Source organism: Methanobacterium sp. CWC-01 (assembly GCF_030323845.1).
GTDB classification, from domain to species: domain Archaea; phylum Methanobacteriota; class Methanobacteria; order Methanobacteriales; family Methanobacteriaceae; genus Methanobacterium; species Methanobacterium aridiramus.
In genome coordinates this window covers 1,344,386-1,370,000 of record NZ_CP040735.1, presented here as the reverse complement: position 1 = coordinate 1,370,000, position 25,615 = coordinate 1,344,386, and the positions used below count along the sequence as shown (strand labels likewise).

Annotated in this window: 32 protein-coding genes (1 of these 32 only partly in view); 11 read left to right on the top strand and 21 right to left on the bottom strand. The window is 44.2% G+C overall.

The annotated features are described in order from the left end of the window. Window positions 1–109, top strand: the 3' end of a protein-coding gene (gene mer, locus FGU46_RS07435) for a 5,10-methylenetetrahydromethanopterin reductase (protein ID WP_286473571.1). The gene continues 857 nt to the left of window position 1, outside the view; the window shows 109 of its 966 coding nt (coding positions 858–966); its start codon lies off the left edge, out of view; its stop codon occupies window positions 107–109. Between the two features lie 28 nt (window positions 110–137). On the opposite strand, the gene FGU46_RS07430 is transcribed toward mer, so the two are convergent. Next, complete coding sequence (locus tag FGU46_RS07430) at window positions 138–1,034, bottom strand: SPL family radical SAM protein (RefSeq protein WP_286473569.1); 897 nt, start codon at window positions 1,032–1,034, stop codon at window positions 138–140. A gap of 104 nt (window positions 1,035–1,138) precedes the next feature. Here FGU46_RS07430 and FGU46_RS07425 point away from each other — a divergent pair, with 104 nt between their 5' ends. Then, window positions 1,139–2,209: an archaeosine biosynthesis radical SAM protein RaSEA gene (locus FGU46_RS07425; RefSeq protein ID WP_286478371.1), complete on the top strand. Its 1,071-nt coding sequence runs from the start codon at window positions 1,139–1,141 to the stop codon at window positions 2,207–2,209. 118 nt (window positions 2,210–2,327) lie between these two features. Here FGU46_RS07425 and FGU46_RS07420 read toward each other — a convergent pair whose 3' ends face one another. Continuing rightward, the gene (locus FGU46_RS07420) at window positions 2,328–2,960 is read right to left on the bottom strand and encodes a DUF998 domain-containing protein (RefSeq protein WP_286473567.1); all 633 of its coding nucleotides are present in this window, start codon (window positions 2,958–2,960) and stop codon (window positions 2,328–2,330) included. Between the two features lie 118 nt (window positions 2,961–3,078). Here FGU46_RS07420 and FGU46_RS07415 point away from each other — a divergent pair, with 118 nt between their 5' ends. Further along, window positions 3,079–4,368 carry an adenylyltransferase/cytidyltransferase family protein gene (locus FGU46_RS07415; protein WP_286473565.1) on the top strand — a complete coding sequence of 430 codons (1,290 nt, stop codon included), beginning with the start codon at window positions 3,079–3,081 and terminating at the stop codon, window positions 4,366–4,368. Here the strand turns inward: FGU46_RS07415 and FGU46_RS07410 are convergent. From FGU46_RS07410 to FGU46_RS07365, 10 genes are all read right to left on the bottom strand, one after another. Then, complete coding sequence (locus FGU46_RS07410) at window positions 4,365–4,580, bottom strand: hypothetical protein (RefSeq protein ID WP_286473563.1); 216 nt, start codon at window positions 4,578–4,580, stop codon at window positions 4,365–4,367. The two genes, FGU46_RS07415 and FGU46_RS07410, sit on opposite strands and share 4 nt — an antisense overlap. Window positions 4,581–4,687: 107 nt before the next feature. Beyond that, the gene (locus tag FGU46_RS07405) at window positions 4,688–5,524 is read right to left on the bottom strand and encodes an NAD(P)-dependent oxidoreductase (RefSeq protein ID WP_286473561.1); all 837 of its coding nucleotides are present in this window, start codon (window positions 5,522–5,524) and stop codon (window positions 4,688–4,690) included. A gap of 19 nt (window positions 5,525–5,543) precedes the next feature. After that, window positions 5,544–6,152: a cytochrome c biogenesis CcdA family protein gene (locus FGU46_RS07400; RefSeq protein ID WP_286473559.1), complete on the bottom strand. Its 609-nt coding sequence runs from the start codon at window positions 6,150–6,152 to the stop codon at window positions 5,544–5,546. A gap of 10 nt (window positions 6,153–6,162) precedes the next feature. Further along, a complete protein-coding gene (locus FGU46_RS07395) occupies window positions 6,163–6,558 on the bottom strand; it encodes a thioredoxin domain-containing protein (protein ID WP_286473556.1) in 396 nt (131 codons plus the stop codon). A gap of 91 nt (window positions 6,559–6,649) precedes the next feature. Then, complete coding sequence (locus FGU46_RS07390) at window positions 6,650–7,510, bottom strand: damage-control phosphatase ARMT1 family protein (protein WP_286473554.1); 861 nt, start codon at window positions 7,508–7,510, stop codon at window positions 6,650–6,652. Window positions 7,511–7,584: 74 nt separating this feature from the next. Next, window positions 7,585–8,589: a site-2 protease family protein gene (locus tag FGU46_RS07385; protein ID WP_286473551.1), complete on the bottom strand. Its 1,005-nt coding sequence runs from the start codon at window positions 8,587–8,589 to the stop codon at window positions 7,585–7,587. Window positions 8,590–8,646: 57 nt separating this feature from the next. Further along, a complete protein-coding gene (locus FGU46_RS07380; protein WP_286473549.1) occupies window positions 8,647–8,844 on the bottom strand; it encodes a MoaD/ThiS family protein in 198 nt (65 codons plus the stop codon). Between the two features lie 64 nt (window positions 8,845–8,908). Further along, window positions 8,909–9,823: a TIGR00269 family protein gene (locus FGU46_RS07375; RefSeq protein ID WP_286473547.1), complete on the bottom strand. Its 915-nt coding sequence runs from the start codon at window positions 9,821–9,823 to the stop codon at window positions 8,909–8,911. A 45-nt stretch (window positions 9,824–9,868) separates the two neighbouring features. Beyond that, the gene (locus tag FGU46_RS07370; protein WP_286473543.1) at window positions 9,869–11,437 is read right to left on the bottom strand and encodes a dihydropteroate synthase-like protein; all 1,569 of its coding nucleotides are present in this window, start codon (window positions 11,435–11,437) and stop codon (window positions 9,869–9,871) included. A gap of 70 nt (window positions 11,438–11,507) precedes the next feature. After that, window positions 11,508–11,834 (bottom strand): hypothetical protein, encoded by a 327-nt coding sequence (locus FGU46_RS07365; protein ID WP_286473541.1) that lies wholly within the window; start codon window positions 11,832–11,834, stop codon window positions 11,508–11,510. A gap of 186 nt (window positions 11,835–12,020) precedes the next feature. Between FGU46_RS07365 and porC the strand changes: the two genes are divergently transcribed. Genes porC through FGU46_RS07330 form a run of 7 tightly spaced genes read left to right on the top strand, consistent with a single transcriptional unit; the run spans window position 12,021 to window position 16,639 of the window. Further along, window positions 12,021–12,545 (top strand): pyruvate synthase subunit PorC, encoded by a 525-nt coding sequence (gene porC, locus FGU46_RS07360; RefSeq protein WP_286473538.1) that lies wholly within the window; start codon window positions 12,021–12,023, stop codon window positions 12,543–12,545. Window positions 12,546–12,562: 17 nt separating this feature from the next. Then, the gene (porD, locus tag FGU46_RS07355) at window positions 12,563–12,805 is read left to right on the top strand and encodes a pyruvate synthase subunit PorD (RefSeq protein ID WP_286473536.1); all 243 of its coding nucleotides are present in this window, start codon (window positions 12,563–12,565) and stop codon (window positions 12,803–12,805) included. Window positions 12,806–12,807: 2 nt separating this feature from the next. After that, complete coding sequence (porA, locus tag FGU46_RS07350; RefSeq protein ID WP_286473533.1) at window positions 12,808–13,956, top strand: pyruvate synthase subunit PorA; 1,149 nt, start codon at window positions 12,808–12,810, stop codon at window positions 13,954–13,956. Beyond that, window positions 13,956–14,819, top strand: a complete 864-nt coding sequence (gene porB / locus FGU46_RS07345; protein ID WP_286473531.1) for a pyruvate synthase subunit PorB — start codon at window positions 13,956–13,958, stop codon at window positions 14,817–14,819. The genes porA and porB overlap by 1 nt, the downstream gene beginning before the upstream one ends. A gap of 11 nt (window positions 14,820–14,830) precedes the next feature. Beyond that, a complete protein-coding gene (locus tag FGU46_RS07340) occupies window positions 14,831–15,334 on the top strand; it encodes a 4Fe-4S dicluster domain-containing protein (protein ID WP_286473526.1) in 504 nt (167 codons plus the stop codon). A 2-nt stretch (window positions 15,335–15,336) separates the two neighbouring features. Then, a complete protein-coding gene (locus FGU46_RS07335) occupies window positions 15,337–15,768 on the top strand; it encodes a 4Fe-4S dicluster domain-containing protein (protein WP_286473522.1) in 432 nt (143 codons plus the stop codon). Window positions 15,769–15,799: 31 nt separating this feature from the next. Further along, the gene (locus FGU46_RS07330) at window positions 15,800–16,639 is read left to right on the top strand and encodes a fumarate hydratase (protein WP_286473520.1); all 840 of its coding nucleotides are present in this window, start codon (window positions 15,800–15,802) and stop codon (window positions 16,637–16,639) included. 100 nt (window positions 16,640–16,739) lie between these two features. On the opposite strand, the gene phoU is transcribed toward FGU46_RS07330, so the two are convergent. The 6 genes from phoU to FGU46_RS07300 all read right to left on the bottom strand — a co-directional run bounded on the left by phoU (window position 16,740) and on the right by FGU46_RS07300 (window position 21,850). Beyond that, window positions 16,740–17,399 carry a phosphate signaling complex protein PhoU gene (gene phoU / locus FGU46_RS07325; protein ID WP_286473516.1) on the bottom strand — a complete coding sequence of 220 codons (660 nt, stop codon included), beginning with the start codon at window positions 17,397–17,399 and terminating at the stop codon, window positions 16,740–16,742. A gap of 26 nt (window positions 17,400–17,425) precedes the next feature. Beyond that, complete coding sequence (pstB, locus tag FGU46_RS07320) at window positions 17,426–18,181, bottom strand: phosphate ABC transporter ATP-binding protein PstB (protein WP_286473514.1); 756 nt, start codon at window positions 18,179–18,181, stop codon at window positions 17,426–17,428. Window positions 18,182–18,183: 2 nt separating this feature from the next. Beyond that, window positions 18,184–19,032 carry a phosphate ABC transporter permease PstA gene (gene pstA, locus FGU46_RS07315; protein WP_286473511.1) on the bottom strand — a complete coding sequence of 283 codons (849 nt, stop codon included), beginning with the start codon at window positions 19,030–19,032 and terminating at the stop codon, window positions 18,184–18,186. A 41-nt stretch (window positions 19,033–19,073) separates the two neighbouring features. Then, window positions 19,074–19,949, bottom strand: a complete 876-nt coding sequence (gene pstC, locus FGU46_RS07310; RefSeq protein ID WP_286473509.1) for a phosphate ABC transporter permease subunit PstC — start codon at window positions 19,947–19,949, stop codon at window positions 19,074–19,076. Between the two features lie 52 nt (window positions 19,950–20,001). Then, entirely contained in the window at window positions 20,002–20,817 is an 816-nt protein-coding gene (locus tag FGU46_RS07305) for a phosphate ABC transporter substrate-binding protein (RefSeq protein ID WP_286473505.1), read from the bottom strand. Between the two features lie 196 nt (window positions 20,818–21,013). Beyond that, a complete protein-coding gene (locus FGU46_RS07300) occupies window positions 21,014–21,850 on the bottom strand; it encodes a phosphate ABC transporter substrate-binding protein (RefSeq protein ID WP_286473501.1) in 837 nt (278 codons plus the stop codon). Window positions 21,851–22,040: 190 nt separating this feature from the next. On the opposite strand from FGU46_RS07300, the gene FGU46_RS07295 reads away from it, so the two are divergent. After that, window positions 22,041–22,844, top strand: coding sequence for a citryl-CoA lyase (locus tag FGU46_RS07295; protein ID WP_286473499.1), 804 nt, complete (start codon window positions 22,041–22,043; stop codon window positions 22,842–22,844). 246 nt (window positions 22,845–23,090) lie between these two features. Here the strand turns inward: FGU46_RS07295 and FGU46_RS07290 are convergent, their stop codons facing one another. The 3 genes from FGU46_RS07290 to FGU46_RS07280 all read right to left on the bottom strand — a co-directional run bounded on the left by FGU46_RS07290 (window position 23,091) and on the right by FGU46_RS07280 (window position 25,529). Beyond that, window positions 23,091–23,999 (bottom strand): phosphate signaling complex PhoU family protein, encoded by a 909-nt coding sequence (locus FGU46_RS07290; protein ID WP_286473497.1) that lies wholly within the window; start codon window positions 23,997–23,999, stop codon window positions 23,091–23,093. Window positions 24,000–24,015: 16 nt separating this feature from the next. Next, window positions 24,016–24,657 carry a hypothetical protein gene (locus tag FGU46_RS07285; protein ID WP_286473494.1) on the bottom strand — a complete coding sequence of 214 codons (642 nt, stop codon included), beginning with the start codon at window positions 24,655–24,657 and terminating at the stop codon, window positions 24,016–24,018. 65 nt (window positions 24,658–24,722) lie between these two features. Then, window positions 24,723–25,529 (bottom strand): metallophosphoesterase family protein, encoded by an 807-nt coding sequence (locus FGU46_RS07280; protein ID WP_286473491.1) that lies wholly within the window; start codon window positions 25,527–25,529, stop codon window positions 24,723–24,725. Window positions 25,530–25,615: the final 86 nt, after the last annotated feature.

The following is a 25,615-nucleotide window of genomic DNA, read 5'->3' as shown; positions in this document are numbered from 1 at the left end:
CGAAGCTCTCGGTGAAATGGGTGTAACCCAGTACGTAGCCGGTTCCCCAATTGGTCCTGACAAAGAAAAATCCATAAAACTGTTAGGAGAAGTAATAGACAGCTTCTAAATAAACTTCTTCTTCTTTTTTTTATTTTTCAATACACCCTGTTTCTGATTCCGTGGTCTTTGCACAAATTCTTCACCCTGAGGTATAGCTCTCGCTGATATTTCCGGGAAGGTGCAAATGAATTTCCAAAAAGGGCACGAGTCTCCTCTACCTTCTCTGGAAAATGTTGCTCCAGGGTCTCATAATAACGAGTTTTACAATCAGCAGGGCCTTCACCAAATAGTGTCAACCCAGCCGCCAGAACAAAATCTGCCCCCTGCTTTTTTGCCCGGCCAATCATATAATCCAGAGATTCCGGGGTGTCAGAAAGATAGGGTAGCAGGGGCATGAACACCGCCCCGACCCTGAAACCGGCCTCTTTACACTTCTTCATGGTTTCTAACCTTACATCTGGCTCCGGGGCTTCGGGTTCAAATATCCGGGCCAGCTCCGGATCCATGGTGGAAAAGGAAAAGGAGATGATAACTCCCTTACCCACTCGGTCCCGTAGTTCCCGTGGAATAATGGCCTTTTCTCCAATCTTAGTCAAAAGGTCCAGATCCCTTAAAATCAGGGAGGATCTGGTCAGGATATGCACCGGAAACTGGAAGCGTAGGATAATCCTGAGAAATTCATGGGTGATCTTATAATCTTCCTCCAGTGGCAGGTAAGGATCAGTAGCTGATCCCAGGGCTATAAATGCGTACTCTTTTTTTCGGGCCTGGTTTTTCAACTGTTTAACCAGTACCTGGGGGCCATTGATTTTGACTGCCAGCCCAGGCACCTGATGCTCCCCATATTTGCTACCTCGGGTATAGCAGTATACACAGTTAAATGAACAGCCCGAGTAAGGGTTGAGGGAGTAACCCGACAAAAACCAGTCATCAACATGTCTTTGCTTGTTCAGGACTGATTTAACCTTGATTTCCTGGACCACGTATTTCACCTTAATATGATTATTCGATTTGGTGAGAAATTAGATTATCAGATTTATTAAATAATATCTTCAGAGTACTATAATAGATCTTGAGTTGTTAGAAGGTAAAAATGATGGAAATCAAAGAGCTAAACCGTGAGCTTCGGGAGAAATCTCTTAGAAGGATTGATAAAAAATCACCACCAGAACTGGCTGCCAGCTGGTCCAGCGAGGACCTACTCTACTCTGGCCCCGGCCGGACCATATTCATGGTATTACCCACCTCCGGCTGTGCCTGGGCTCTTTCAGGTTCAGGGGGGTGCACTATGTGCAGTTACGTGGCGGATTCACCACTGGAAGCAGTATCGGCAGAGGAGATGCTGGAAATATTCCATGAACACTTCGAAAAACAGATACAAAGACAGGCCCTGGAGGGTCCCACCGCGGTGAAGTTATTCGTATCTGGCAGCTTCCTTAATCCGAAAGAAGTCCCAGCAGAAGCCAGGAGGAAGATTCTTAAATCCCTGGCTGATTACCCGGAAATTGAAGAGGTGGTGGTGGAGTCCCGCCCCGAGTACGTCATCGAAGAAGTGCTCCAGGAGTGCTGTGAGGCTTTGCCGGGTAAAATATTCGAGGTGGCCATGGGTCTAGAAACCGGGGATGAAAGACGCCGGATGAACATCATAAATAAGGGTTTTTCCAATGCAGAGTTTGAACGGGCTGTACAAACAATCCAGGAACTTAAATCCGAATACCCCATAAGATCCAAGGCCTATTTACTTGTAAAGCCCATCCTGACCAGTGAAAAGGAAGCCATAATTGATGCCATCCAGTCTGCCGAGTATGCTGAACAATCTGGAGTGGACCGGATTTCTTTCTGCCCCTCCACCATCCATAAAGGTACTTTAATGGAAATTCTCTGGAGGAAGGGTTCTTATCAGCCGCCCTGGATATGGAGTGTTATGGAAATAATCCGGAGAGTTCGCAGTCTGGCCAAGATACCGGTTATCATGGACACCGCCGGTTTTGGTACCCGCAGGGGGCCTTACAACTGTAAAAAGTGTAACTCTGCCCTGAAAGAGATGATCATCCAGTCCAACATAACCCAGACCATTCCGGAAGATTTTGAATGTGAATGTAGAAGTAAGTGGCTGGCTGAAGTGGAATACTCAGGAATAACTGGTTCTCCAAGTAATTTGAACTAAAAGGAGATTTCTTTGATGGGAGATTCCCCAGAACTTTAGTCCTCCCTGGTTTAAAAATATTTTTTAGTGAAAAACATTAATTTTTTTGAGTATTTAATTGAGAAATCTTAAAAAGGAATCAATCCCCGCTTTTTTCAGTTACAGATAATCCCATGAGGTATCCGCCGAAGCCCAGGAACCACAATACCACGGGATAGGCCACCCATCTTTCCACACCACCACCACCCAATAGGGGCATGAACATGTTGGACGTGAACAGGAAGAACAGACAAATAACTCCAAACAAGAGGGCCATATACTTGAGTGGTGATTTGATTAATCTGAAGGAGTAGATAGCAGATAGACCTCCGCTTGCAAATGCGGTCAGGGAGAATATGGGGTGCTGGGGGGTGATGTTACCGGGGAATACTCCCACACCCAGAACTCCCAAACCCAAAAGTCCAATGAGGATTCCAGCGATTTTATCACGGAAATATCGGAACAGGAAATAATTACCCACCAATATAAGAATTCCAGAAATAATCATGGTCCAGTTAAAAATTGTGGCTGATGGCTGGGTGATGATGCTGTTGGGAGGTACTGTAGAGCCTAAATCACTGATCATGCTCTGGGCAGTGGTGTAGGTGAGTTCATCTGGATAAAAAATTTCTCCGGTTATGATTCCCATTAGAATTATGCTGCCGACTAAGAAAAACAGAAATCCGGCTAGGGTCAAATTTTGTTTACTTGAATTCTGATTCAGGTCTGCCATTTTTATTACCTAATGAATTATTTTCTATTCTGTACTCCTTTATCATAATAAAGTTCTTTATAAATTATATATTACTAGTTGAATCTATAGAAATAAAAACAGCAATTAAGGAAGCACGATGATCGGAATCAGCGCGGACTTTGACCCCGTACACAATGGACATGTTAAGCTCATCCAAAAGGCCCGGGAAGTAGCCGATGAGAAAAACACGGAAGTGGTTATCTACCTCAACAAGGGTTACAGTGCCAACCACGCCCCCTTCTTCGCGGACTACGATGCCCGGAAGAGGATGGCCCTGGAAGCCGGGGCAGATCGAATTTTTCCCATTGAAGGCCTACACCATCGTCTGACCATGGCCTACACCGTGCCCATAAGGATTGCTATGATGATCCAGGATGGGGTGCGGGATTATGTGGATGCCGCCGATGTAAGACCGGAACAGATTAAGAAGTACGCCTCTCGCTTTGTAAAAAGTGGAATATTCAGCGGGATTCCCCGTAATTTACCCAACCGTAATGTGATACGCTGGTATGCGGTTAACGAATTTCTGGGTAAGGTTCTGGGTAATAAAATGGAGTTTCATTTTATTCCTGAATCAAAGGTGGGAGAAGAAAAGATCTCAGGACGCATAATACGCAGGGAAATCCTGGAGAATAACTTAGAAATACCGAAGAGTGTCCAAAAACTGCTTCCCATTTCCACCGTGAAAATATTGCAAGAAGAAATTGACCATGAAAATATTCCGGGAAAAAGAAACCTGGAAGTTCTCCTGGACCGCTTGAACAACTATTCCCGTCCGCGCCTTTTAGAAATCGCTCACTTGAACGCTGCTGCCGTGGAAGAAATAGTCCAGGGACGCAAGTACCGTAAAGAAGCGCCAGCCTGGGCTTCACTTAGAAAGGCAGGATATGGGCCGGTTCTCACCCGCCTGGCTTTGAGTTGTGTGGAGGAGGATGTCACTCGCCGGGAGGTTTTTGACCTTATAAGACACTACCAGACGGAAGGAATCATACCCCCTGACCAGAAGGTAGAAAGAGTTATTGATAGGGCATGGTTCGTGGCATCATCAGCTGATAAGGGGATGGAAAGTCAGGAAGCTCATGAAAGATTCAGGAATGGGGAGAAGATTCGTTCCAAAGCTCCCTATACTGTTGATGCCGGTATTCATCTTCGCAGTTTTGAATTATCCTCCCTGCAGGAGGGCCTTCCCGCCTGGTTGTATGTGGATAAGAGAGGAATGATTGCCTGCCTCCTTAAAACTGCAGAACGTAAAATTAAAAGTCCACTGAAGTTACCGGCCAGAGATGCTACCTACCTCCGGCTGCTTTTAGATTCCCAGATTGTGCCCCTCCAGGGCAGTATGGTTAGTAAAAAGAGAGGCTGGAGAGTGCGAATCCAGGTGGGTTAATTAGTTATATTAAAGTGTTCAGTGCTATGGCTTACCACCGGACACTCCCATTCCCGGCAGAAAGTCATGGTAAACACCCCATCATCAGTGTCTATGTAAAATCTCCAGCAGTCCTTTTCCCGACCCTGGACTTCGAAACGGATATCCATTACTTTTTTACCCACCAACTTTGCGAGGGCCTCTTTACATTCTTTCATCTGGTTGATTTTCACAAAAGCCACCCTACAGAGATTTAGGTAATTATTATTCTGTCAAAGGACTGTAATATAATTAAAGATCAGGCCCAAGAAATTCGAAAATGCGAACGTTCCGTCCAGATTTAACCCTGATGATCTGGTTTATCCAGTTTTTGGAAGAGTTGGTGCATGTTGGCTGGCCTTTTATCCAGTTTACCCAGCTTATCGGCCAGGGCCACCAAAGATTCCAGGGTGGCCTTGCTCATGAAAGGTTCGGTTAGAGCAGAAAGCATCTTTACCACCTCTTCCATCTCTTCAGACCTTCGCCGAGCATGATAGAAACTGCTTGTCATCCTAGAAACTGCTGATTCTTTAAAGTCAGGCCCTTCCGTCTGTGATATGTATTTTAAAACTTCTTCATCTATGCCCATCCGGTAGGCGGCGTGTAGGGATTCCAAAAGAAGTGCTGAAACCCCCTTGGTGTAGGCGCTGCGCAGCATCTTAATGGCGGAGGCCTGGCCTGGTTCTGACCCAATGACCTCAATATTCATACCATAACCATTTAATTTCTCGAATTCTTCTGCACCCGCCCCTGAAGCTATGATTTTAACCTTCAAACCATTTCGCTGGACACTGCCTAGGATTGCTGCGTCCACGGTGTCGGAGCTTCCAACATTTTTTAAAGCTTCCTTAACGGTGGCGGGAGATACGTTATTGAGATCCACATAAACCCCCTGGATATGGTCCAATTCCCTGGCTACCAGTACTGCTTGGGATGGTGTAACCGCCGAGAAGATCATTTCCGCCTTTTTTGCCATTTCCTGGTTGTTACTGCACAGTTGAACATCCATTGATCTGGCCAATTCCTTGGTCCGCACACTTCTTCCCTCCAGACAGGTGTAGACCTCCACACCCTCCCCCATAAGACCCCTAGCCAGGGTAGAGGCCACTTCACCAAAACCTATAAAGCCCACTCTCATATTACTACCTCTTAGCTCATTACAACAAGCCCCACAACAAATAAATTCCGGCCAGCACTATAACCAGACCGGATATGATCCTTATCGTGCTTGAGTATTTTGAAATTCTCTCAAAGTTTATTCTAGAGGCCAGAAGAGCCAGTATGAACAGGGTGAGAGAGAAACCTGCAGCAAACAGTATCATGTTCAGGGCGCTGTAGAGCACGTTGCCCGTGGCGGTGCTGTATGCTGCTATCGCCACTACATAGGGCCCAAAGCAGGGGGACCAGGCCAGACAGGTCAATAGTCCCAGTATAAAAGATCCCACGACACCGCCTTCAGTACTGGATTTAAATGATAATCTTGGAATCTGGGGGTTGAATATGAAAAAAATCCCCACCAAAACCAGGATGATTGCAGCCAGCATCCTTATATGGAGAAGATATGCATTCAGGGCCGCGGTAAATATAACGGTTAGTATGGTGATAACTGCAAAGATTAAAAAAAACCCGCCGGTGAAGGCAAAAATTTCTCTTAAACTCCGATTCAGAATGGAATATCCAACAACGATGGGTATGAGTGGCAGCACGCATGGCGATAATAAGGAGGCCATTCCCGCCAGGAATGATAATATAAAACCGGTTTGCATCCCCCTACTCCTATAGTTGGCTCAGTAACTGGCTGGCAGATTGGTATCCTTCAATTCTTTTTATTTCCTGTCCATTAGAGTTGAAGATGATGATGGTGGGTAAACCGTAGATTGCATACCGGGAGCTTAAATCAGGGTTGTCATCGGTGTCAATCTTAACCGCAATATAACTTTGCGCTATCCGTTGTTGAACATCAGGGTCAGTGTAAGTTACACTATCCATCTCCTGGCAGTAGTGACACCAGTCAGCGTAAAAGTCAGCGAATACCATTTTATTGGAAGCCTGAGCCTGCTGAAATGCCGTGTTCATATCGGTGTTCCAGTTAATGCCAGAAGAACCAGTACTGGAATTGTTCTGGGTGCCAGGGAGGAAAGTACAACCAGTTATCACCACGACCAGGAACATGATTCCTAGGATAGTAAATAGCCTGCTCATAATGCTTGATTGTCATTTAAAGGGAATATATTTTTGGTGCTCTCAACTTTTAAATCTCAATTTACAGCTTTAAGACCACGTTATCACCGACCTCTACACCTATTTCCCGAGCTATCGGGGAGCATTTGGCGTTGAATAGACAAAAAACAGGTTTATCTTTTAAATCCATTTCGGTAAGGCCCTCATAGTTACCCAGGCCCTTGGAAATTACCATATCTGATCGGAAAAAGAGTTCCAGGAAGTCTGATGAAACATCTTTATAAACCACCCCCACTGAATCGGTTCCGATGGTGGTTAAATCTGCAAACTCATCTAAACCAATATCCCGTGCTTCCTCCAGGCAGGCATCGTTTAAAATGGGCATCTCCTTGAGGGCCACGGTGACCTTAACTTCATATTTTTGGATTTCTTCTATGAGCAACTTGTCGAAGACTATTTCTCCCACATTATCCGCCAGATATAAAACATTTCGGCCTTTTTTAAGTTCTTCTTCCAGTTCAGGAGAATTATCTACAGTTAATTCTTTTTGCATGGCCGACAGGATCATAGCCTCCATATCGATATCCAGGCCCAAAGCAGCAAAATCCAGGAGATTTCCAGCGATGGCAGCTTTTAAATAGTTTTTAAGACTGGGATCCTCTTTTAAGATCTTTTTTACTTGGGGTAGAAATTTAAGGGCAATTTCATTGGATTTAGCCCTTTCCTGGTGGTACGGATCATGGTTACCAGTTTCTCTTTTGATGGTGCGGTGCATCTCGGTGCCAATCTCATTGGCAGATGCATTCGGTTGGAATCTCTGACCTATGAGATCGGTTAACTGGGAAGTGATCTCCAGCTTTAATTTTTCATCATCGGTAGCCAGATCCAGGGCTTCTCGGGCCTGTCTTAGAAAACAGGGGGCGCATTCGTAGTGTACTTTCATAAGATCATCTTAAATTTTTTTAACGCTAATTCATTCAGGGTCTAATTTTCATATAAGTATTGAGTCGTATCCATTTAAGATGGTACAGGGGATAAGCACAGTATAAGCAAGATCAGGGCCATGATGGCCATTATTTTTCTTCCCCGGGTGATGGGGGCCACATTATCCATGGCCCCCGGGTGTGTCTTGCTTTTGAAGAGTATTATCAACATTAGGAGGGCCATAGGGATCCATCCTAACAGTACGGTTACCACCACGGCTAACATGGATATTACCGAGTGTATCTTTTCACTGAAAATGGACCTGGATATATGGCCCCCATCCAGGAAAGCCACCGGCATCAGATTTAACATGGCCACCACCACTCCCACCCAACCGGCAAAAGCCACTGGGTGTAAAAATATCATCTGACCCGAAGCCACGGCAGGGGCAGTGAAGTAGGCTATAATATCCATTAAAAGAGGCGGTGTGAAAAGCATGGCCCCTGTTGATTGTACAGTTACCGTGGAGATACTCAATCCAATCATCAAAACCGGCACCGTTACCAGAAGCCCAGCCAGTGGGCCGCTTAATCCCAAATCAAAGAGGGCGTTACGATTGGGGATGGGAGATTTGACGTTTATAACTGCGCCGAAGGTGCCTATTATAGTGGGAGCCGGGATGAAGTAGGGCAATGTAGCTTTAACACCATGTTTACGGGCGTAAATAAAATGGGCTGTTTCATGTGTACCTATTATGGCCAGAAGAGCTATTGCAAATCCTACTGCCGCCAGCCAGCTGTTTCCCAGAAGATAACCAGCTGCCAGAGTGGTTCCCAGGGTGGCCAGAAATAGTATCAAGTTTATATGAATCCGGGAATCTTTTTGCTCTGGTTTCTGGGCCAGTCGTATCCGGTAATACAGTCCATCAGGATCAATATAGGGTAAGTAATTTACCTGGTCCAGTTCCTCAACCAGGGCAGTAAATTTTTCAGTACTATAATCCCCAACCATGAAGTAGGATGCGTCTTCATCATCCACAAATTCTATAACCGAGAAATATCTACCCACAATATCATACAGAAGCTCTTGGTCTTCCAATGGTTCACGTCCAGGTTAATTTTCAATTAATTCAGATCATAAGAAAGTTGATAAAGTTTATCCCCCATATATAACCCTTATAACCTCAATGGTATCCCCATCTTCCAGGGATTCTTCTTCGATGACTATCTGCTGGTTTTTTTTAACCACCACAGTTTCCAGGGGTATTTCCATCTCCTGAAGTAGGTCTTTGATTTTACCCCCCATAATTTCCATCCTTTTTTCTTCTTCTCCCATTATAAAGGTAATATTCATCTAATCACTTCGGGTTTATATGCAGATTCTACAAGTATAAAGTTAACTAGTGTATCTTTTAGATTTATTCATTCCTCTCTTTTAGGAAGCTGCAGGCCTTACACAGATTGGCGGCTGCTGGTTCACCACATACTTTACACCGGGTGAGAGGCGATTTTCTGGAAAATTCTTTCTTCAGAACTGGTTTTATTCGGTCAAATCCACGAAGGGTGGAGTACATAATGGTGGGATGTTTTAGGGATATTTCCTTCAAAAACTGCCCCACTTCGGCCCGAAAAGAATCACCAGCGTAAGGACACCCTGCCAGGTGAACCTTGAGTTCCCTGGCCAGTACGTAAAGTGCTATTTCCCTTTCCGGTACTTCCCGGAGAGGTTTGATTTTCACGGTGAACCGGGGATCTTTGGACTGGGATTTTACACCGATCCGGGTCAAATTATCGAGATTTCCTTCCAGATAGTTCATCAGGATTGACTGAGCCTCATCATCTAAGTTGTGACCGGTGGCAATTTTAGTGGCACCCTCCTCCCTGGCTACTTTGTTGAGTATCCATCGTCTGAAAACCCCACAATAGGTACAGGCCCCATTTTGGGGTTTTTTCATTAGTTCATCCAGAGTAACTCCTAAATATTCTTCAAAGGAAACTATTCTATGCTTTATATCCATTTCTTTGGCGATTTTAGTGGCGATTTCCACGCCTTCCGCCCGGTAACCACTTATTCCCTCGTCGATGGTCACTGCCATCACTTCAACAATACCCCTCTCATGAAGATTTTTTAGGATATCTAGGGCCATGACACTGTCTTTTCCACCGGATAACCCTAATAGTATTTTGTCTCCCTTTTCCACCAGTTTATATTTTCTTATATCCTTTAAGACCTTCTCCTGCATTTTCTGGATGAAACAATCTTTACAGAGTTTCTGTCCGGAGTGCTTACGGTGAATGACCACCGGAATTGACCCACAATAGTCACATTTCATAGTACTATCCTGATTTGCATTCTGACATCTAAATTGTACCTAACTTCACTTCTCCAGAAACTTTTGGAAAATGGGAAAGTCCTGTACGTAATGTTTGCCAAATTTCACTGACTCTTCTGCTTTTTGAAGTTCTGATCCCAGGTAAGCAGCATGTTCCAATTTGGTTACCAGCCTTCTTTTAATGATTTCATCGTAAATAGGCTTGGCTTCAATGCCGGTTAGAGTAAGTTGGGGCTTACTTTTCTGATAGTGCACCGCCATTATAAGGCCGTTGGAAACGGTGATTTTGAAACTGCCAGCAGGGTCCTGGTTGAAAGTGTAATCAGGTTTTCCCTCCACTTCCGGAACATCAAGGGCCTCTTCCAGGGTTTCACCACGCCTCTTGTCCTTGAAAACCACTAGATTAATTCCCAGATCCTTGGGTATGGAACCTCTTTTCTTAGCCAGGAACATCATTTGAGATGATATTGCCAGTTCTTTGACGCTTCCCACCGTTTTCCCACTTTCTTCAGGTGTGAAGAGTATACTTGCCCCCAGTTCCATCCCTATACCTGATAATAAAGTGTTTACTCCAGTAGAGTCCACATCCAACAGTTCGGTTACGTTTCCCACCCCAAAAAATAGGGGAACTCTGTTTTCACTTTTAAACTGGCGACAGGCTAAGAACGAATCCACAATGCTTTTACTGTTAACCGGATCCAGAACTGGATCAGCAATGACTTCCAGGTCTCTGCATTTTTCTATGAGGCTCTTCAGGGAACTTACTCGCTCTTCCCAGGTGCTAGGCACCCAGTTTTGGCTGTAATCCGTGGGGAGTAAGACTGCAGGCACTTCCTTTTCTCTAAGCAGGGTTAGCAGTTCCTGGTAGTTCCCGTGGTCCAGGCTTAAAACCAGGTCCACCCCGGACTCAACTGCCACTTCAATCTCTGCCGGGTTGAGGGTGTCGATGCTGATGGGTACGTCTAGTTTATCCTTTAAAAGATCAATCATGGCCGGTATTCTACTTTTGAGGTTTTCTCCGGCCAGCATGCCCAGATCCACCAGATCAGCACCGGATCTAACGAAGTATTCTGCCCTTCTCAGCAACTTCTCAGGGCTTAGAAGGGGGGCATTGGCTATTTCGGCTAGAACTCGCATGGGAAAGTCCTCCCCCACGGGGAGGTTCCCCACCATAATGTTTTCAGGTTTTTTAAGTAGTTTTTTAATGTTTTCAGAGTCTTCTTCAAAGTCCTGAATGTATTTAAGTGCCCGATTCCTGAGTTCGTCTTCTATAAGCTTATCTGCCGGTTTTTTAGATGACAGGTCAATTTTATCCAGCATCTCCAGCACCACTCCCAAATCAGCAGCATCAGTGGATCCCTTGTAGGTGGGTATACCCGTAACCTCCCCCACATAACTTACATCCTTTCTTATCAGCCCCGGAGTAATGATCATGTCCAGAGATTCCAGTTCTATCCCTGATATGTTATCCAGTTCAGCAACTATGCGACGGGGTGTAAGAAAAGCAGCTATGGGTGTGTTAAAGGTTAAAACATGAACTTCATGTTCTGATTGGGCGGTGACCTTTGTAACCAGCGGACTGGCCAGTTTGGCGGTGACGATGAGTATTTTCATAGGATTGTTCCCAAAGATTGAAATTATTATTTACCAGGATGTTAATCAGATTCTAACTAAAGTTCGTCAACTATTTCTTCACAGGCCGGTACTGAACCTTGTAATCTTTCCAGGGGTTTCTCCCCGTTTTTGAGGGCTGCTTACCCTGATAGGTTATGAGTACCTCACTGCCCAGGGGCACCTTTCCCATCAAATCATCCAGGACGGTGGAGCCCCAGATTTTTTTTTCTCCATTCTCAGTTTTGATGAAGTACATGTTACTCTTATACTGCCCCACATTCTCTTCTTTTTCTATATAGATCCCCTGAATTGATTCCCCTATAGCTTCAGGTTCCCACAGATCATCTTTATCTTTTTCTTCCGTTTCCTTTTCCACTTCTATCCATTCGCTCATCATTATCCCTCTAATTTAAGTTAGGTAGTAGATCAAAATTATTAAAAATTATTTTTTAGTTTTCTTTTTTGGCCTATTGGTACTAATTTTTTGCTAAAAAATCAGTCCCCATAATATATCAACAATCATCCAACACGTATATATATTAAAAATTTATAATGATTAACTATGAGGAATGGAGGTAAATAGATGATCGAAATTCGCTTTCACGGACGTGGCGGACAAGGAGCAGTAACCGCCGCAGAGATACTAGCAAAAGCAGCCTTCGAAGATGGAAAATACTGTCAAGCATTCCCATTTTTCGGTGCTGAAAGAAAAGGCGCACCAGTAATGGCTTTCTCAAGGATACATGATAAGCCTATTAGAAGGAGATATCAAGTTTACAACCCCGATTATGTGGTAGTGCTGGATGAAACACTACTCGAAGCTGTGGACATAGTTTCTGGTCTTAAAGAAGGGGGTAAAGTAGTTATCAATACTGAAGAGGATTTGAAGTTGGATAGTGTAGAAGTACACACCATAGACGCTACCGGAATTGCCCTGGAGACTCTGGGCGTCCCCATTGTGAACACAGTAATGTTAGGAGCGTTTGCCAAGGTAACCGAAGAAGTTTCCCTTGATTCAATTATAAAAATAACCAAAGAAACATTCCCTGGTAAAATTGGGGAGAAAAACGCCACGGCAGCTGAAATTGCTTATGAACAGGTGAAATAATAATTTAAGGTGATCTAATGGTAAACACAGGAGCAGCAGTTAAAGAACCAGGCAGCACCCGTAAGAACAAAACTGGAAGCTGGAGGACCTTCAAGCCAGTCCTGGATAAGGATAAATGCATAGACTGCGATAACTGCATTCTTTTCTGTCCTGAGGGATGTATAAACCAAGAACATGACATTGATTACGATTACTGTAAAGGATGCGGCATATGCGCTGAAGAATGTCCAGTTGAAGCTATTAAAATGGAGAGGGGATAGAAATGGTATTAAAAGTTATGACTTCCAACCGGGCCGTGGCCGAAGCAGTGAAAATGGCTAAACCAGATGTGGTGCCCGTTTATCCCATTACCCCTCAGACCACCATATCTGAGTATCTGGCTAAGTTCGTGGCAGACGGAGAGTTGAAATCCGAGTATATTAGGGTAGAATCAGAGCACAGCGCTATAAGTGCCGCTTTAGGAGCATCAAGTGCAGGTGTTAGGGTTTTCACTGCAACATCATCACAGGGACTGGCCCTGATGCACGAGATATTATTTGCCACTGCGGGTATGAGGAGCCCAGTGGTCCTGGTGGATGCCAACCGGGCATTATCTGCTCCTTTAAGTATTTGGAATGACCAGCAGGACACCATATCTGAACGTGACTCCGGATGGCTGCAGATATATGCAGAAAACGCTCAAGAGGCCTTAGATGCTGTGTTAATCGCCTATCGAGTTGCTGAAGATCCAGAAGTGCTGTTACCCTGCATGGTCTGTATTGACGGCTACTTTTTAACCCATACCGTGGAACCCCTGGATGTGCCCAGCCAGGAAGAAGTGGACCAGTTCTTACCACCCTACAAACCCTATGCCTTCCTGGACCCGGAAAACCCCATGTCCATCGGCACCTTCACTGATCCGGAATACTACATGGAAGCCCGTTATGCCATAGAAAAAGCCATGGAAAAGTCCAAAGAGGTCATTGCCAAGGCCGATCAAGATTTCAAGGAAATATTCGGAAGAGAATATGATTTAGTTGAAAACTACCGGTGTGACGATGCTGAGATCATCATCGTAGCTATGGGATCTGTTTGTGGCACTATTAAAGATGTGATAGACACCCTTAGAGAAGAGGGAGAGAAGGTAGGACTCTTAAAACTGCGAGTATTCCGTCCCTTCCCCCAGGAGGAGATTGTGAAGGTCCTGGGAAAAGCATCCAAAGTGGCGGTTCTGGATAAGAATGTCTCTTTTGGAATGGGAGGAGTGGTTTATAACGAAATTAAAGCTAAAACCAACGCTGATACATACGGATTTATTGCTGGACTGGGTGGACGAGACATAACCCCAGAACACATCAGGGAAATCATTGCTAAAACTAAAAATCCCACCCGTGAGGTGGAATGGATAGGACTGAAAAAGGAGGAAGTCTAATGGAAATCAGTAAAGAAGAATTCCTGGCCCCTGGACATCGAGGATGTGCCGGCTGCGGAGCCACAGTAGGGGTCAGGCTGGCCCTGAAGGCCCTGGGCAAGAACACAGTGGCCGTGTCTGCCACTGGTTGTCTGGAGGTTATCACTACTCCCTACCCAGAAACTGCCTGGGAGATTCCCTGGGTACATGTAGCCTTCGAAAACGCGGCAGCAGTTGCGTCAGGAGTTGAAAGAGCACTCAAAGCACAGGGAAAAGATGCCCAAGTAGTTGCATTCGCCGGAGATGGTGGAACTGCAGATATTGGACTGCAGGCCCTGTCCGGAGCCATGGAACGTGGACACAACATCATTTACATCTGTTACGATAACGAAGCCTACATGAACACCGGGGTGCAGCGCAGTGGGGCTACACCTTATGGAGCCTCTACCACTACCAGTCCACATGGTAAGGAGAGTTTTGGAGAAGATAAACCCAAAAAGAACATTCCCATGATAATGGCCGCCCATGGAGTGCCCTACGTGGCCACCGCCTCCATTTCTTATCCAGAAGACTTTGTTAAAAAGGTGCAGAAAGCCAGGGAAATTGAAGGACCGGCTTACATTCACCTCCACCAACCCTGCACCACTGGGTGGGGATACGATCCCGCGAAAACCATAGAACTGGGCCGTTTGGCTGTTGAAACCGGCTCCTGGATCCTTTACGAGATTGTTGAGGGCGAGTTCAGGGTGACCTATCGTCCCCTGCAGCGGAAACCAGTAGAAGAGTACCTAAACGCCCAGAAAAGGTTTAAACACCTCACTGACCAGGAGCGTCTGCGCATCCAGAACCAAGTTGATGCCCTGTGCAGTGAATTAAAAATATAGGAGGCCCATCCTTGGAAAAAATAATAATCCAACCGGAACTCTGTGATGGCTGCCTGGACTGTCAGGAAGCCTGTGCCCAGATTCATGGCACATCCGGGATTCTGGTGAGGGAAGTGGAAGGATCATACTATCCCATCATCTGCCAGCAGTGTGAGGATGCTCCCTGTGAATTAATCTGTCCCACTGAGGCCATCGGCAAAGAAGGAATTGATAAAGATCGTTGTATCGGTTGTGGGCTGTGTATGATGGTCTGTCCCTTTGGTGCAGTGGTCATCCACGAGCGTAAGGCCCATAAATGTAATCAGTGCCCTGATCTGGATACACCAGCCTGTATTAAGGCCTGTTCCCAGCGCGCCATAGCCAAGGTGGATACCGACAAATTACAAGCCAAAAGACAACTCGAACACATCAAAAAGATTTCTGGCGTGAAGAAAAGATCCCACCGAGGCTCAGATCTTGTACAAATTGTCACTGCCAACACCCGGGCTAAAAAGGCCCTGGATAAGGAGGCCTGAGGATGAAGGAACTGATTTCAAGGCCCGAACTCTGTGATGAATGCGGCAAATGTGAACGTATATGTCCCAAAAATGCCATCCGAGTGGTTAGTGGAGTGCCACTATTCTGTTTGCACTGTGCTAAGGACCGGGCCCCCTGCCTCAATGTATGTCCAGAGGAGGCCATAGAAGAGGTAAATGGGGCTATTATCATCCACGAAGAAGCCTGTATTGGCTGTGGCCTGTGCCGCGATTTCTGTCCCGTGGGAGCCATTCAAATTAATGAGTATGGAATTGCCACCAAATGTGACCTGTGTGAGGGTGAGGAAGTACCACTCTGCGTGTCAGTATGCCCCACCGAGGCCCTGAAGATAAGTTCTGAGGATATAATGACCGAAAAAAGAGATCGTGTAGCCAAGGAACTGGAAAGAGTTAAGATGATCATGAAATACTGATCATCAGTATTTATTTTATTAACTGATTTTTATGATAGCATCGGAGAGAGTGGAGGAGGAAGTTTGCCGCCTGTTTAAGGAAGCAGTGATTAAACTTCCGTCTGATGTAAAGAAGGCCCTTAAGGATGCCTATGATAATGAAACCGAAGAGGTGGCCCGCCTTAACTTGGAAGCGGTTTTGGATAATATTAAGGCCGCCGAGGATATGGGAGTTCCACTCTGCCAGGACACCGGTCTGCCCATCATATTCGTGAAACTGGGAAATGTTCATGTGGAAAACCTTTACCAGGGCATCCGAAAGGGAGTGAAACGTGCCACCCGAGAAATACCCCTCCGACCCAACGTGGTGGACCCCTTCACCCGTCAGAACACCGGGAACAACACCGGTCAGTTAATACCACAGATCGACGTGGAGTTAGTGGAAGGTGACTATCTGGAGATAACGGTATTCCCCAAGGGATTCGGTTCCGAAAATAACAACACCCTTAAAATGGCCCTTCCCGGTGAAGGAGAAGAAGGAGTTGAATATTTCGTCCTGGATACTGTGCTGGCTGCCGGTGGCAAGCCCTGCCCCCCCATCCGGATAGGAGTGGGTATTGGAGGATCTTCTGATCTGGCACTTAAACTGGCCAAGAAGGCCCTTCTGGATGAGGTGGGAGCCAAAAACCCAGATGAAAGACTGGCCCGGTTGGAGGAAGAGATTTTAAACCAAGTCAACGCCACCGGTATTGGACCCATGGGCCTGGGTGGTAAAACCACTGCCCTGGATGTTAAAATACGCACCGCCGATACACACACCGCTGGACTGCCCATAGGTGTCTGTATTCAGTGTTGGGCCGCCAGGAAAGCCACTGGCCGGTTGAAAGAGTGATAATTTTTTTTTAAATTAAGTTAGTTGAATAAAGTCTATTTAGTTTTTAATTACTATAATAAAGAATTAAAAAGAAGAAAAGAAAAAAAATACAAGTTTCCTATGGTTTTTTACAGGTAATCATGAAGATAGTGCGATCCCCGATATTCTCCGCCCGATCGGCAATTCTTTCCAGTATACGGGCTAAGAACAACAGATAAACCAGGTATGAGATGGTTTCCGGGTCATCGATCATGCATTTGGTAACATCGTTCATGGCCCGGTCGAATAGGTCATCAACCTTATCATCATCCCTTCTAAGCTCCCGGGCGGTGTCCATGTTCTGGCCCAGGAAGGTGGTGAGACTCTTGCTGACCATGTTCTCCACGATATCGGCCATGTGCACAATATCATCCATGGGTTTTTCAGGGACCTCCTCATCCTTTATCTGCTTGGCCACCTCGGTGATGTTGCCTGCCAAATAGCCAATCCTTTTCAAATGACTCCCAACCTTGATACAGGCCTCAATAAATCTCAGATCACCAGCCACTGGCTGTTCAGCGGCGATGATGCCCAGGGTCTTGTGTTCCAGGTCGTAGTTCATCTCATCAATCTTTTGAGCAGCGTCCTTCACACTCCTTACCTTCTCTTCATCATAATTAAAAAGGACTTTAATAGAATCCCGATAGGCCTGCATGGTTTTTTTACCCATCTGCTCTACATCTTCCCTTAATTCCTTTAATCTCCTTCTAAACAATATCCTTGGATGTCTTTTCTCCATTTTATAACCCCATTTAATAAATTTAATCAGCCAAATCGGCCAGTGATGTAATCCTCAGTGCGTTGATCACATGGTTCCAGGAATATCTGGTCGGTGAGACCACTCTCCACTATTTCTCCATGGAGGAAGAATGCCGCGTATTTAGAAACCCGGGTGGCCTGTTGCATATTGTGGGTGACGATGATGATGGTGTAGTCCTTCTTCAACTTGTGTATCAGGTCCTCGATCTTGGTGGTGGAGATGGGATCCAGGGCAGAGCAGGGCTCGTCCATAAGTATAACCTCCGGTTCCACGGCAATGGTCCGGGCGATGCACAGACGTTGCTGCTGTCCTCCCGAAAGCCCCATGGCCGATTTTTCCAGGATATTTTCAACCTCATTCCACAAGGCTGCTCCTTTAAGGGCCTCTTCCACCCTTTGAGCTAAGACATCTTTATCGTTTATTCCGTGTACCCTCAGACCATAAGCCACATTGTCAAATATGGATTTGGGGAAGGGGTTGGGCTTCTGGAAGACCATGCCAACTCTTTTGCGCAATTCGACTACGTCTACTTTTGGTTTGTAGATATCCTCACCATCCAGCAGGATAGTTCCTTCCATCCGGAAAGTACTTATGAGGTCGTTCATTCTGTTCAGACTACGGATGAAAGTCGATTTTCCACAACCAGAAGGCCCTATAAGGGCTGTTACGTTGTTTTTAGGGATTTTTAGGCTTACATCCTTTAGAATGTGTAATTCATCAAAGTAAACGTTCAGATCTTCTGCTTCTATTCTATATTCCATTTTTATCGCCCCATCATCTTCTTACGGTAACGATCCACCAGCGTATTGGTGGCTACAGTAATTATGAGGATTAGAATCACCATCACCGCTGCTGTCCCCCAGGCATTATCCAGAGATATGCCCTCCGTGGCGAGGATATAAAGGTGCAGTGGTAAAGGTCGTGCTGGATCCAATAGTGAAGTGGGTATCAAAAGAGCAGCGCCCACAGTATACAACACTGCTGCAGCTTCGGCAATAGCCCGGGCCATTCCCAGTATTATTCCTGTAGTTATTCCGGGTAGTGCGGCAGGTATAATAACTTTGTAAACAGTCTGCCACTTGGTGGCCCCTAAAGCCAGACTTCCCTCGGCATATGACTTGTTAACCGATTCTACAGAAACTTCAGAAGCCGCTAGTATGGTGGGTAAAGCCATTAGGGCCAGAGTGAGGCCACCGGAGAGTACACTCCATCCTAGACCTAAATACACAACAAAAAATGCCAACCCGAACAATCCAAATATTATGGAAGGTATGGAACTCAGTGTTTCGGCTCCAAATCTAATCAGTTTAACTGTTTTGTTTTCACCAGCATACTCAGCCAGATAAACAGCCGCCCCTACACCCAGGGGTGCAGCCACTAGAACGGCAATAAGAGTCACGTAAATACTGGACATTATCATGGGGAATATCCCGCCTGATCTACCAGAATCTATGGGATCAGTGAACAGAAATTCTAAACTGACAAACGGCAATCCCTTAAAAAGGACGTAGCCAATTATGAATAATAATATGAATATGGTTAGTATTCCTGAAGCCCAAAAAATACTGTTCATTATCTTCTGGGCGATTTTTGGGGGTATAATCCTGTGCATTAATTAGACCCCCTTTACTTTAAATGTAGTCCTGAATGCGGTCATAAGTACCCGCCCCCAATAGTCACCTTCTTCTTGTAGTGGAGGTAGTTGGCTATGACCAGGAGTATGATGATCATGAATATGAGCACGATACCTGTGGCAAACAGGGCGTTGTAGTGTACACCCGTTGCATAACCCATCTCAATGGCAATATTAGAGGTCAGTGCCCGTACCGGGTCAAATATTGAACCGGGGATCTGTACCACGTTACCAGCTACCATGATAATGGCCAGAGTTTCACCAATGGCACGTCCCATTCCCAGAATTACGGAAGTTATCACTCCCGGTATGGCAGCCGGAAAAATTACATTTTTAATGGTCTGCCAGTGGGTGGCGCCAAGAGCCAGAGAAGCTTCTTTGTATTCTTGAGGTACAGAAACCAAAGCATCCTCGGATACGCTGACAATAATCGGTAGGATCATTACGGTTAGGATGATGGATGCCGTGAACATGCTAAAACCAGTGCCTCCAAACTGGACCCGCATGAAGGGGACCAATAGAATAAGTCCAAAAAATCCGTAAACCACAGAAGGAATACCCGCCAGAGTTTGTAGAGTAGGTTTTAATATCTTCTTCATTCTGTTGGGAGCTACTTCTGCTAAAAATATGGCACATAATAATCCTAGTGGAACTGCCATTAGTAGGGAAAGTAGAGTTATGCCTATCGAACCTATGATCATTGGAAATACGCCATATTGTCCCTCAGATGGACTCCAGTCCATTCCAAAAATAAAGTTGAAAAATCCTACACTTTCCAGAGCCGGAATACCTTCTTGGAAAATGAAGATTATTATAAGAGCTATGATTATAATCGAAGATATTGCCGTTAATAGTAGCCCTTTCTCAACAAAATACTCTTCAGTCCACTTAGACATATTATCATAACCTCAAATTATCGTTCTAATTGAAAAATCTTGTATTCTGTTATTACACTGAAACTGGTACCACTTTTTCTTTCGCTACAATGTTCTGTCCTTCGGGACTTAAACACCAGTCAATGAATTCTTTAACAGCACCTTCAGGTTCTCCTGCGGTGAGGAATAGGAATGGCCTTTGAAGCTCATAAGAACCATCTAGCACGGTTTCCAATGAAGGATAAACTCCATCTAACTCAACAGCCTTAACATCACCACTCATATGAGCCAGGGATACATATCCAATGGCATTAGGATCTTGTTTTACGGCCAGCTTTACAGACTCTGTGGAAGTCTGCACAATGGCATCACTTATAACCTTAGAATCTTTACCCATCACCAGATCTTCAAAGGCTTTTCTGGTTCCGGAGCCATCTTCGCGTACTACCACATTTATAGAGGCATCAGGCCCTCCCACATCCTTCCAGTTCTTTATGTCACCTGAGAAGATTTGCTTTAGTTGATCTTTACTCAGATCATCTACCGGGTTTTCAGAATTTACTGCAATCACTATCCCTTCCTTACCAATAACAAATTCCTTCAAAGAACCCCTTTCATCAGCTTTTAGATCTTTTGAGCTGGTACCAATGGCTATTATGTCCTGGGATACACTTCGTATCCCCAAGCCTGAACCACCCCCCTGCACGTTGATCTTCACGTTGGGATGAGTTTTCATGTATTCCTGAGCCAGTGCCTCTGCCACGGGTTGAACCGAAGTGGATCCGGCGATATCTATTCTTTCATACTGATTTTCAGTGCTGATAGTGCTGTAAACTGCAATGATGATTATTAATATTACCAACAATCCTAAGCCGATTTTTAACTTCACTTAATCACCATAAAAAATACTATTAGAAATTACTTCCAACTAACAGTATTTATAATTATATAGTGATAGAGGACTGGAGATATTTTAGATGCCCGTTGGCGTTAATAAAGGTTTTTTTCAACTCAAAAAATTCTTCCGCATATTCTGTCGTTAAAGAAAATAAAAAGGTGGTTGAACCACCATTTTCCTATTTTATCTAGCTGACCTGCTTACCGGTTGGGACCAGTTTTTCGGACTTGATTATGGCCTGACCTTCAGCACCGTTTACCCAATCAATGAAAGCCTTTACAGCCCCACTGGCATCTCCTTTAACCAGGAAGAGGAATGGTCGCTGGATCTTGTAGGTACCATCCAGTATAGTGGATTCGGAAGGAGCTACGTTATCGATTTGCAGAGCTTTTGCATCTTTAACTGCCGCAAAGGATATGAAACCTATGGCGTTAGGATCTTGTACCACAGTTTGTTGCACAGCTTCAGTGGAACTTTGCACAATAGCATCTTTCTTAAAAGATACTTTCGTACCGTTGTCCAGTTTTCCTAACACAATTTCCTGGAAAGCATCACGGGTACCAGATCCGTCTTCACGAACCACGACGTTAATTTGAGCATCAGCACCACCTACTTCCTTCCAGTTGGTGATATTACCAGTGAATATTCCTTTAACCTGTTCTAAGGTTAATCCACTGACTGAATTTTGACTGTTTACTACGACTGCTATTCCATCTTTACCTATCTCGTATTGAGTTAGTCCGGCAGATTCGTTGTCTTTTAACTCCTTGGAACTAGTCCCTATATCTGCGGTACCATCTTGTACACTTTTAATGCCCACACTGGAGCCTCCGCCTTGAACTGTTATCTTCACATCCGGATTCTTTTTCATGTACTCCGTTGCTAATTTCTCAGCAACAGGTTGTACTGAAGTTGAACCAACTATGTTAATACTTTCTTGACTGCTTCCGCCTGCTAAAACGAAGTAGGCTCCCACAATTACTAAAAGGACCACAATGATCCCGATTATATATTTGGTGTCCATTTTAAATCACCTCAATCCACACTGACTTAGCATTCTATTTAAAGGTTACTAATTGTGTTTAATATAACACTATAAGTGAATTAAATAAAGGCCTTATAGGCCGTATCTAAATTATTTTTCACTTTTTATGAACATTAATTCGCTAAAAGCATTAGATTTAAATAGTAAACCCTTCCTTAAAAGAATTCCAATGATAACTCAGGATGGACTTAATAACATTTTCAAAACCAGATACTCACGCTGGAGGACCTCAATAACGAAGGTAGAACCTAATCAGCTGGTTACCAGGGGATATTCACAGGAGGATCTGATTGGTAATATATCCTTCCCAGCCATGATAAATCTGCTCTTGAAGGGTGATTTACCCACGGAAAAAGAGGAGAAAATGTTAAGTGCAGTTCTGGTTTCCTTTTGTGATCACGGATTAACACTCCCAAGTACACAGTCGGCAAGACTCATTGCATCCGCAGGCTCCTCTCTAAATGCATGCATAGCCGGAGGTCTACTGGCTTTCGGAGAAAATCATGCTGGAGCCATAGAAAAGTCCATGAAGATGTTACAAGATGGAGTACAAGCATCACAATCCTATGGCCGGTCATTAATCAATGTCGCCAATGATTTACTATCAGATTTTTTAATTAGAGGCCTAAAAGTTCCGGGTTTTGGTCACCGCTATCACAAAGAGGATCCTAGGGCCCCTAGACTCTTGAAACTTGCCAAAAAATATGGTTGCTTTGGTGAACACTCCCAATTTGCCATTCACTTAGAAGACACATTAAGTGAAGATAAAGGAGTGAAAATGAACGTTGACGGGGCTAATGCAGCCGTATTATCTGATTTAGGATTTGACTGGAGAATAGGAACTGGAATGTTTATTATCGGTAGAATCCCCGGTATTTTAGCCCATGTCCATGAAGAACAAACCAGAGAAGAGCCTTTCCGTAAGATTTTAGACACGGATAACGAAGGCATGATTAACTCTTTTAGAATCTGAGTATTATAGTTGAACTATTCTACAACAACTGTCACTTTCCAACCAAACCATTCATTTTATCCTTCACATATTCCAAGTCTAATTTTTCCTTTTTAATACCTGCAAGTGATAATAAAGCCATTACAAGGCCAATACACCCCCCAAATATAACCACCTAAGAAAAATAAGAAAAAAAACCGAAATTTAAAAAAGTAAGATAGAGCTCTTAATGGATTAATCTAAAAACAAAAAGAAATAAAGCAACACCTAATCTAATTTATACCTACCCTGAAACCGTTCAGGGGTGGTGGTACGGGGTATATTACGGTAAAACTCACCGGCAGTGTCTATGATCTCGATGGAGATATCTCCAATCCGTTCGAAAGCCTTAACCACCCGTGAGAGATAAATGTAGTAGGTGGATCTCTCCTGATCCATCAGGTCATCCTCAGCCATCTGATGAGCAATCCTGTTCATTGCTTCGCCCTGAAGGCTATGCAACTTTTCTTCAGCGTCCATGACTTTATCTTTAAGTTCCAGTTTTTCGTTGGAAAAGGCGTTCATGGAATGGGTTATCATCTTATGGGATGTATCATACATAGATTTTATGATCCCCATCATCTCCCCATCAACATCATAGGACTCGTTTAAAGCAAAATTAGCTATATGGCATGAATGATCACCAATACGCTCAAGATCAAAGGCTATTTCTCCAAATACCATGGTTTTACTGAATTCTGAATAGGGGTTCATGGACACGGCAGTTTCCACCGAAGAACGAACCTTTTCCAGCATGTTATTAGTTATATAATCTAATCTGAGGGCTTCTTCAGCCAGGACCGCATCATGGTTAAGAAAAGCCTCAAAAGACATTTCCAATTGCTGACAAACGTGTTTGGCCATGTCACTGAGCATTTCCTTAATCAAGTAGGATCCAGCATGTTCCCGGGATGTGGGTTCTTCCTGAAAAATCTCAGAGAACTCGTCAAACTTCTTAAAATCAAGTATATATGCTCTCCGGACCACTCCTTTTTTTACCAGGGGTTGAAGGAGTTTAGTTACGTATCTACGGGTCAATCCCAGTTTTTCCGCGATTTCATCCTGGGTGGAAGGACTTTCATATAATATTACATCCAGAACCGCTTTAAGGGTGCTGTTTTTCGCTCTCTTGGTCATTATATCAGTTTGTGTCCTATTTTTTCTGATTCATTTGATGATCTTCACTCTCTTTATTATGATCTTTTTCATAGATAACAGTCACCGATTCCCTGGTGATGGCAATTATCACGTACAGAAGTGCTATAACTACCATAATAGAGATTATTTCGTTGAGTTGATAAAATATGGGCGAATATAAATTTACAATAGCCGAATTTAAGTCCGCAAACCCGCCTAAAAGTTTCACCACCCCTACGGCCAAGACCACATAACCATACTTTCGTGATATGCTTTTTTCATAGCCCAGTCGGCGTTCAACAAAGGGGAATAATCCCATTATTATGAGTGCTAATCCGATGGTCCGGAACAGATTCCAGCCCGTGGCCCTCTCCAGTAAGAAGAATAAATCTCCCTGTGGAAGTGAAAAAATGTAGAATAAGTACACAATTTCTATTATAAGAATTACAATCAATGGGAAGATGTAAAAGATGCTGCGCTCCACCCGCTGAGTTTTAACTCCGTCCAGTGGTTCCCTGAAAATGTGTGACATTACCTGATATAGCATGGAACCTATTACGGCCCCTATGATGGTACCTGTAACTCCCAACTGAGAGGTGGTGTAGGCCACGATTCCGGATATTACTCCGGCCATTACTATATCCAATGCTTTAGACATTCTAACACTTCTTCAGATTGATCCTGATCCTGGTGAATTTTTTATAACCTTTTCCTTAATTTGATTTAAACACTGTGCGGCGAGTTGTGACAATACGAACAGATTAAATATTCACTGCCATCAACTTTAACTGAGTAGTTTGCCATCTCCTTTTTATAACCGGTCTGGCTGTTAATTAGATTCACGATTATCTTATCCTCGTTAATCAGAATCTGGTTGTAGGAAGCCTGGGTATTTCCCCTCAACTTACGTGTGGTAGCCGTGCCGGAGTTAAGGGTGACCATCTTCTCGATCATCCACACATTGGGAACATGTTTATGGCCATTTAAGACAAAGTCAACCCCATAATCAGAAAATACCCTTAAAAGATCACCTGAATCCAGGAGTATATTTCTTTCTCTGCCAGTCTGGGGTATAGGTAAAAGATGATGGTGGAAGGTAACAATTTTACACAAATCACTGGGTATTTTGTCCAGTTGCATCTTCAGCCAATCCAGCTGATCCACCCCAATCTGACCATCATTTATATCTGGCTCTGATGAATCCAGGCCAATAATTGCAAAGCCGCCACTTTTGTCGGTGTGAACAAATTTACGATGGCCTATTAACTTTTCAAAATGGATCAACCCAACGTTACGAGCATCATGGTTCCCCGGTATGGTATAGGTATTGGTTATGGTTTTAAGTTCTTCCAGGAAAGTGAGGGCATCCTCATATTCATGCAGATATCCCTGGGTAGTCAGATCACCGGAAACAACAATCAGATCTGGATTTTCAGATTCGAGTTGTTTTAGAACATTGTATTTCAGGTCATGGGAGAAAGTTTTCTCCCCAAAGTGAATATCAGATATCTGTATAATTTTTCGCTCCATTAGATCACCACATTAATAGCCCAATTGCTATGTCCCTCAGAATAAAATCACTTTCAATAAATAAAAGGGTTTTCACAAATAATAAT